The following is a 7,248-nucleotide window of genomic DNA, read 5'->3' as shown; positions in this document are numbered from 1 at the left end:
GACATCCTGACCGGAGGAACAGAACCATGACCCGCCGCCTTATCTCCCTCGCGATCTCCGTCTCGGCGCTGGCCGTTATCGCACTTGCCGGCGCCGCACCGTATCAGTCCTGGTAAATCGCCCCCCGGGTTCCGGGCTCTGAACAATCCCCGGAAATCGGTCACAATCGCCCGCATGGAACGCCGTGCGGGCGATTTGCTGTTCCTCGGCGCGGCCGTGGTCATCTTTGTGGCCCAGCAGCTGGCCATTTCGTACCTCGACGTGGATGGCGCTGCGGGCGTGGCGCGGCGTGTGCTCTTCTTCGGGACGACGGTGGTGCTGGTGCTGCTCACGGCGCGCTTCCGGCGGTTCGCCGGCGCGTGGCTGGTGGCAGCGGGCATCATCTTGAACCTGGTGCCGATGGCCGCGCACGGCGGCGCGATGCCGGTCGATTACGATATCCTGGCCCGTTCGGGACTGCACCCGGAACTGAGCGAGGACCTCCTCGGCAGCCAGACCAACCACGGGAAGGACGTCATCCTCAGGCGCGAAGACATTCGGTTCTTCGCGCTGTCCGACCGCTACATCTTCGAGTTACCCTGGTACGGGAAGAACATCTACTCCCTGGGCGATTTCGTGCTGTTCGCCGGGCTTGGGCTGGTGGTTGTCCAGGCAGCGGCGATGACCGTTGCGGGCGGATTTCGTGACCGGCGAGACGGGGGTCGTGTGCCCCGGGAAGAAACCGAGGTCTCGCCATGAGGTTCGTCATCTACGGCGCCGGGGCGATCGGCGGGACGATTGCCGCGCGCCTGCACGAGTCGGGCCACGAGGTGGCGGTCATCGCGCGTGGCGACCACCTGCGCGCCATCCGGGAGCGCGGGCTGCTGTTCAGGACGCCGGAGGGCGCGCAGCGACTGAGCATCCCGGCGGTCGTCCATCCCGGCGAGGTCGAGTGGACCGGCCGGGAGGTGGTGTTCCTGGCGATGAAGACCCAGGACACGGAGGCCGCGCTGCGCGAGCTGGAAGCGGCGGCGGGCTGCCGTGTGCCGGTGGTCTGCGCCCAGAACGGCGTGGAGAACGAACGCCTCGCGGCGCGGCGGTTCGCAACGGTCATCGCGATGCTGGTCGCACTGCCGGCGACCTTCCTGGTGCCGGGCGAGGTCATCGCCTCGGGGGCGCCGCTGAGCGGCTGCCTGCACGCCGGGCTGTACCCGCGCGGCAGCGATGCGCTGGTTGAGGAAGTCTGCGCGGCGCTCTCGGCCTCGAAGTTCCATGCCCTGCCGAGCCCGGACGTGATGGCGCTCAAGTACCGCAAGCTGCTGCTGAACCTCGGCAATGCGCTCGATGTGCTCACTGGCCGCTCGTCGTGGGGCGCAGGAGGGCGGGTCGGGGCGCTCCTTGCCCGGCTGCGGGAAGAAGGCGAAGCGTGCTACCGCGCCGCCGGCATCCCCTACGTCTCTGCGGAGGAGTACGCGGAGCGGGTGCAGCGCCACTACCGCGCGGTCCCGGTCGATGGCGAACCGCGGTCGGGCAGCTCGACGCTACAGAGCGTGCTGCGCGGCCATCGAACGATCGAGGTGGACTACCTGAACGGCGAGATCGTGCTGCTGGGCAGGCTGTACGGCGTGCCTACGCCCGTGAATGCCGCCGTGCGCGAGCTGGCGGTTCGTGCGGCATCTGCTGGAGAGGTCGCAGGGTACACGATTGATGACCTCGAAGCGCTCATCGAGACCGGGCGGGGGTGACGGCCGCAGGGTAGGTGGTCAGCCGGCCATCCGCTCCTGTAGGCTGGCGCGAACCGCCGCCGTCGCGGCGCAGGGAGGCTGCCACCATGGCGAAGATCATCGACATCGAGGGGATTGGGGAGACCTACGCCGCAAAGCTGGAGGCCGCGGGGGTCAGGACTACCGACGAGCTGCTCCAGCGGGCGGGGACGCCGAAGGGCCGCGAGGGGCTCGCTGCCGCGGTTGGCGTGACCGGCGCCCGGGTGCTGGAGTGGGTCAATCGCGCCGGCCTGATGCGAGTCAAGGGCATCGGTTCGGAGTACTCCGACCTGCTCGAGGCGGCGGGTGTGGACAGTGTGAAGGAGCTGGCGCAGCGGCGGCCGGACAACCTGCACGCGAAGCTGGTCGAGGTCAACGAGGCGAAGAAGCTCGTGCGGCAGGTGCCGGCGCTCTCGGCGGTGGAGAAGTGGGTGCAGGAGGCGAAATCGCTGCCGGCAGCGGTGTTCCATTGAGATGACCGGTGTTGATGCCCGGGCCCTGGACGCGTGGCTGGCGGACCTGCTCGGGCCCGGCCACGGGCGGCGCGCGGCGGGCGTGACGGCCGAACGCATCGTGCTTTCGAAGGTGCCAGAGGGCGTCCCCGGCCGGGCGGTCGAGGCGGCGATGGCCCTGCGCGGGCTGTTCGATGCGGCCGCGCTGCGCCGCGCTGCACCGCCGGGGGTCGGCGGCGTCCGCGCATGGGAGGCAGCTGCCCGGGCGGTGCTGGCCGAGGCCCTGCGCTCCGGCGCGATTGACGAGGCAGGCCTGTCCGCCGTGGTGCCGGGCGTTGAGTCGGTGGGCGCGCTGCTCGCGTCGTGCTGCTGGACCGATGACGGCAGCCCGTCGTGGGTGCCGAGCGAACCGGAGCTGGTCGCGCTTGCAGAGGCGGCGTCGCGGCTGGAACCGTCCAATGGAACCCTCTTCAGCCGCAGGTATGGTGAGTTTTCGGGGCGGAGCGTGGAGAGCCACTGCCCGGGTGCTCCAGTGGCCCGGCGGATGTTCGAGGCGGCATGCACCTTCCTGCTGCACGGCCGGAGCGTCGCCGGGGCGCCTTGCCCGGGAGGTGGCCTGCCCGTACCATAAGCACGTTCGGCCCCGTGGTGTAGCGGTCTAACATGCCACCCTGTCAAGGTGGAGATCGGCGGTTCGAATCCGCTCGGGGTCGCCAGTCCAAAACGAAGGAGCCCTGCCAATCGGCAGGGCTCGCTGCTTTTTAGGACGGCGAGGGAATCAAGAGAGGGGCCGCTGGTGGCCGGGTTCGCTCTCCCAAGGCGGGGCGATCTGGTGGTAGCCGCCGCCGGCCGTCCAGCCGCCGTCGACGTAGAGGATGTGCCCGGTCACGAAGCGGCTGGCATCGGACGCGAGGTAGACGATGGCGCCTTCGAGGTCCTCCGGCTGGCCGAGCCGCCCCATCGGGGTGCGCGAGACCGCCTGGTCGCGGGTGCCGGGCGTCGATTCGAAGACCTTGCCCATGAGCTCGGTACCGTCGAAGTAGCTGGGGGCGATGGCATTGACGCGGATGCCCTCGCGCGCGTACTCGAGCGCCAGGACCCGGGTGAGGGCGTCGACCCCGCCCTTGGCCGCGTGGTAGGAGGCGGCGCGGAATTCGGAGCCGACCCGGCCGAGGATGGAGGAGATGTTGATGATGACCCCGCCGGTGCCCTGGGCGAGCATCTGGCGGGCGGCGAGCCGGCAGCCGTTGATGGTCGCCAGCAGGTCGAGTTCGACCACGGAGCGCATCCGCTTGAAGCTCCCCTGGTCGTGGCGGAGTCCCGACCGGTCGGTGTAGCCGGCGTTGTTGACCATGATGTCGAGCCGGCCGAAGCGCTCGACAGTCCGCTCGAAGAGGGCTTCGAACTGGGCTTCATCGGTGATGTCGGCGGGGTAGGCTGCGCTTTCGACGCCGAAGGTGCGCAGCATGGCCGCGGTCTGTTCGATGAGCTCCTGCCGACGGGCGGTGACGACCACGTTGGCGCCGGCGCGCGCGAGGCCGCGGGCAAATGCAACGCCAAGACCGCTGGACGCGCCCGTTACGAGCGCAACTTTGCCGTCAAGGCTGAACATCCGGGCGAGTTCGGGGTCCATGGTTTCTCTCCGGGGCAGGCGATGGCCCGGATCTTAGGCCGACGGAGGGGGAGGGAGCCAGTTCAGGCGATGAGCCGCGCCGGCGGGCGGCTTGGGTTGGCCTTCTCGCGCTCAATGATCGCGGCGATCTCGTCGACGGCCTCCTCGAGGCGGCCGCTTCGGTTGATAACCACATAGTCGTTGTTTTCGAGGTCCGCCAGCTCCTCTTCGAGGGTTGCGATGCGAGTGGCGAGGCTCTCGGGGCTTTCGCTGCCGCGGGCGGCCAGGCGGGCGCGCAGGGTCTCGCGGTCTTCGGCCATCAGGAAGATGAAGATGGCGCCTTCGAGCTTCTGCCGCCAGGTGCGGGCGCCCTGCACGTCGGTGCGGATGATGACGTCGCGGCCTTCCGCGAGGGGGCGCTCGATTTCGCTCCGTTCGAGACCCTTGTACTGGTCGTAGACCACTGCCCACTCGGCGAACTCGTCGTTTTCGATCTTGCGGCGGAACTCGGCCTCGGAGAGGAAGTGGTAGTCGACCCCGTCGACCTCGTTCGCGCGCGGCGGGCGGGTGGTGGAGCTGGTGGCCCGGTGGATGCCGAGGCGCTCACGCAGCCGTTCGATGACGGAATCTTTCCCGACGCCGGCCGGGCCGTGCAGGACGATGACCAGCGGGCGGTCGCTCATCCGACGGCCACCCCGCCGGTCGCGCGGGCGAGATCGTCCCAGAAGCGGCGGTAGGAGACCGCGACGGCGTCGTTGGTCACCACGGTTGTCCCGTCGGCGAGGGCGCCGGCGATGCCTGCCAGCATGCCCATGCGATGGTCACCGTGGGCGTCGATAGCGGCGCCGCGGAGCTTCGCCGGGCCGTGCACGGCGAAGCCATCCCCCCGCTCCTCGATGTTCGCGCCCATCGCGCCGAGGATTTCGACAACCGCCCGGGCGCGGTCGGTCTCCTTCACGCGGAGCTCGCTGGCGTCGCGGACACTGGTGGTTCCCTCCGCGAAGCAGCCGAGGATGGCCACCAGCGGCAGCTCGTCAATCGCGCGGGGTACAAGCGCACCTTCCACGGTCGCGGCGCGGAGGCGCGAACTCTTGATGACGAGATCGGCGACCGGTTCCCCTCCGGCGTCGCGCGGATTGGTCAGTGCCAGGTCGGCGCCCATGGCGCGGAGGATATCGAGCAGCCCGGTGCGCGTCGGGTTGATGTTGACCGCTTCGAGGGTGACCTCGGCATCGGGGTGGCAGGCGCCCAGGACGAGCCAGGGTGCGGCGCTGGAGATGTCGCCGGGAACGGAGAGGGAGACGGCGTTGAGGCGAGCGGGCGGTGTGACCGTGACTCGCGTTGCCTCGGTCTCCACGCGCGCGCCCATGGCCCGGAGCAGCAGTTCGGTGTGGTTGCGCGTGGCGGCCGGTTCGACGACGGTCGAAGGCCCGTCCGCGAACAGCCCGGCGAGCAGGATGGCCGACTTGACCTGGGCGCTGGCCACTGGCGATGCGTATTCGAGACCGCGCAGGCCACCGCCGCGGATGGCGACCGGGGCCAGCGTGTCGTCGCGGCGGCCCTGGATGGAGGCGCCCATGGCCCGCAGGGGATGGATGACGCGCCCCATGGGGCGGCCGCGGAGCGAGGCGTCACCGGTGAGGATGGAGAGGAAGGGCTGGCCGGCGAGGAGCCCGAGAAGCAGCCGGATGGTGGTGCCGCTGTTGCCGCAGTCGAGGACGTCCTCCGGCTCACGCAGGCCGTGCAGGCCGCTCCCGACCACCCGGGCGGTGTCGGCCCCTTCCGGCCAGTCGACGCGGACGCCCAGCCCTTCGAGGCAGCGCGCGGTCGAACGGATGTCTTCGGAATCGAGGATGCCCGTGACGGTCGCCTCGCCGTCGGCGATAGCGTTGAACATCAGGGCGCGGTGCGAAATCGACTTATCCGCAGGGACGCGGATGGTGGCCCTGACCCGGGCGGGGCGTTCGACGTTCACAGGCGGTCATCCTCGACGCCGAGTTTGCGGCGCAGTTCCGCGTCATCCTGCGGCGCGCGGACCGGCCGCTCGGAGGCCTCCTTCAGGCGGTCGTAGAGGCCGCCGACGAACATCCGGCCAATCGCATCGCGCGCGGAGGGCGGCTCGATTCCTTCCGGGCGGCGCCGCTGCGGGGGATTCTGGATGAAGGTGTCGCGGTCGAGCTGAGTGGAATGGAAGAGGTCGTAGATCGGCTCCGGGCCGGCTTCGAGCGCTCTGCGAATCGTGGCCAGCTCCTCTTCGAGGCGGCCGATCCAGTGGAGCACGGCCTCGCGGTTGGTGAGCATGATGTCCCGCGCCATGGTGGGGTCGCCGCTGGCGAGCCGGGTGACATCGCGGAAGCCGGGACCCGCGAGCAGGGCGGCATCTTCCCAGCCCTGGCTGTCGCGGACCATGCGAAAGAGGGCGACCGAGGCGATGAGCGGCACGTGGCTGATGGCGGCGGCGTACTGGTCGTGTTCGAAGGGGTCGATGTAGAGCGGGACCGCTCCGAGGGTTTCGATGAGGCCGAGCACCACCTGCACGGCGCGTTCCGCTGCCCGGGGCGAGGGGGTGACCGCCCAGGTCGCGCCGCTGAACAGGCTGGCGGTCGCGGCCGAGGGGCCGCTGGTCTCTTTGCCGGCCATGGGGTGCCCGCCGATGAAATGGGCCGATTCGGGGAGGTATTCCGCGGCCCAGCGCATCACTTCGCCCTTGGTGCTGCAGGTGTCGGTGATGACGACGCCGGGTTCGAGGTACGGGCCGATGTCCTGCAGGATGCGGCGTGCAGCCATGACGGGCGTGGCGATGATGATCAGCCCGGCGCCTTTCGCGGCCTCCTCGAGGGACCCGACTTCCCGGTCCAGCGCGCCCAGTTTCTTTGCGGTGCGGGCGTTGTCCCGGTTGCGGTCGGCGCCGACCAGCTCATAGTTCCGCCCTTCCCGGGCGGCGAGGCCGAGGCCAATCGAGGTTCCGATGAGGCCCGTACCGATGATTGCGATGCGATGTTCAGCCATGGAGGGTCCCCCGCCCCCGGTGCGCGACGCTTCGCCCCCGGGCGTGTCTACAGGCTACCATAGCGCCCCGGGCCGAGGACCTGCCGAGATTCGCGAACCCCGCTCAGGTGCCGATGATGACGCGCAGGACGTCGTCGTAAACGAGCCCGATCAGCCAGCCGATGGGGCTGAACCCCGTGAGGAAGCCCATGGCGATCATGGCCATGAGGATGCCGGGCCCCCAGGGTGCGAGCTGTTCGATGGCCTGCGCGATGCTCCGCGGTGCGATGCCGGTGACAACCTTGAAGCCGTCGAGCGGAGGGATGGGGATCAGGTTGAAGATGCCGAGGATGATGTTCAGGGTGATGATGAAGGAGAGAAATAGCCAAACATAATCCTCGCCGGAGCCGCGCCGGATGACCGCTTCGATGCTGGGGAGGTTCGACTGGATGAG

Annotated in this window: 9 protein-coding genes and 1 tRNA gene; 5 read left to right on the top strand and 5 right to left on the bottom strand. The window is 69.6% G+C overall.

Features of this window, described 5'->3' with window-relative positions; translation table 11 throughout:
* The first annotated feature begins 174 nt into the window (after nucleotides 1-174).
* The 5 genes from VAE46_RS01710 (at nucleotide 175) to VAE46_RS01690 (ending at nucleotide 2,910) form a co-directional block, all read left to right on the top strand.
* Nucleotides 175-738, top strand: coding sequence for a DUF5317 family protein (locus VAE46_RS01710; protein WP_322795176.1), 564 nt, complete (start codon nucleotides 175-177; stop codon nucleotides 736-738).
* Nucleotides 735-1,724, top strand: coding sequence for a ketopantoate reductase family protein (locus VAE46_RS01705; protein ID WP_322795175.1), 990 nt, complete (start codon nucleotides 735-737; stop codon nucleotides 1,722-1,724). Before VAE46_RS01710 ends, VAE46_RS01705 begins: the two co-directional genes overlap by 4 nt.
* An 86-nt stretch (nucleotides 1,725-1,810) precedes the next feature.
* Nucleotides 1,811-2,215 (top strand): DUF4332 domain-containing protein, encoded by a 405-nt coding sequence (locus tag VAE46_RS01700; protein WP_322795174.1) that lies wholly within the window; start codon nucleotides 1,811-1,813, stop codon nucleotides 2,213-2,215.
* Nucleotide 2,216: 1 nt separating this feature from the next.
* Complete coding sequence (locus tag VAE46_RS01695) at nucleotides 2,217-2,825, top strand: hypothetical protein (RefSeq protein ID WP_322795173.1); 609 nt, start codon at nucleotides 2,217-2,219, stop codon at nucleotides 2,823-2,825.
* Nucleotides 2,826-2,833: 8 nt separating this feature from the next.
* A tRNA-Asp gene (locus VAE46_RS01690) sits at nucleotides 2,834-2,910 on the top strand.
* 62 nt (nucleotides 2,911-2,972) lie between these two features.
* On the opposite strand, the gene VAE46_RS01685 is transcribed toward VAE46_RS01690, so the two are convergent.
* The 5 genes from VAE46_RS01685 to VAE46_RS01665 form a co-directional block, all read right to left on the bottom strand.
* Nucleotides 2,973-3,827, bottom strand: coding sequence for a glucose 1-dehydrogenase (locus VAE46_RS01685; RefSeq protein WP_322795172.1), 855 nt, complete (start codon nucleotides 3,825-3,827; stop codon nucleotides 2,973-2,975).
* A gap of 62 nt (nucleotides 3,828-3,889) precedes the next feature.
* The gene (gene gmk, locus VAE46_RS01680; RefSeq protein WP_322795171.1) at nucleotides 3,890-4,489 is read right to left on the bottom strand and encodes a guanylate kinase; all 600 of its coding nucleotides are present in this window, start codon (nucleotides 4,487-4,489) and stop codon (nucleotides 3,890-3,892) included.
* Nucleotides 4,486-5,781, bottom strand: a complete 1,296-nt coding sequence (gene aroA / locus VAE46_RS01675) for a 3-phosphoshikimate 1-carboxyvinyltransferase (protein WP_322795170.1) — start codon at nucleotides 5,779-5,781, stop codon at nucleotides 4,486-4,488. Before aroA ends, gmk begins: the two co-directional genes overlap by 4 nt.
* A complete protein-coding gene (locus tag VAE46_RS01670) occupies nucleotides 5,778-6,815 on the bottom strand; it encodes a prephenate dehydrogenase (RefSeq protein ID WP_322795169.1) in 1,038 nt (345 codons plus the stop codon). Before VAE46_RS01670 ends, aroA begins: the two co-directional genes overlap by 4 nt.
* A gap of 103 nt (nucleotides 6,816-6,918) precedes the next feature.
* Nucleotides 6,919-7,248, bottom strand: a 330-nt coding sequence (locus tag VAE46_RS01665) for a metalloprotease (protein ID WP_322795168.1), incomplete at its 5' end; no start/stop codon positions are given.

The organism is Tepidiforma sp., assembly GCF_034433535.1.
Classification (GTDB): Bacteria; Chloroflexota; Dehalococcoidia; order Tepidiformales; family Tepidiformaceae; genus Tepidiforma.
The sequence above is the reverse complement of the archived record's forward strand: the minus strand, read 5'-3'. Positions and strand labels throughout refer to the sequence as shown.

Coding starts and splice junctions, on each gene's coding strand:
- gmk (WP_322795171.1), bottom strand. CDS start 4,489: ATGAGCGACCGCCCGCTGGTCATCGTCCTGCACGGCCCGGCCGGCGTC.
- VAE46_RS01705 (WP_322795175.1), top strand. CDS start 735: ATGAGGTTCGTCATCTACGGCGCCGGGGCGATCGGCGGGACGATTGCC.
- VAE46_RS01700 (WP_322795174.1), top strand. CDS start 1,811: ATGGCGAAGATCATCGACATCGAGGGGATTGGGGAGACCTACGCCGCA.
- VAE46_RS01710 (WP_322795176.1), top strand. CDS start 175: ATGGAACGCCGTGCGGGCGATTTGCTGTTCCTCGGCGCGGCCGTGGTC.
- VAE46_RS01695 (WP_322795173.1), top strand. CDS start 2,217: ATGACCGGTGTTGATGCCCGGGCCCTGGACGCGTGGCTGGCGGACCTG.
- VAE46_RS01670 (WP_322795169.1), bottom strand. CDS start 6,815: ATGGCTGAACATCGCATCGCAATCATCGGTACGGGCCTCATCGGAACC.
- VAE46_RS01685 (WP_322795172.1), bottom strand. CDS start 3,827: ATGGACCCCGAACTCGCCCGGATGTTCAGCCTTGACGGCAAAGTTGCG.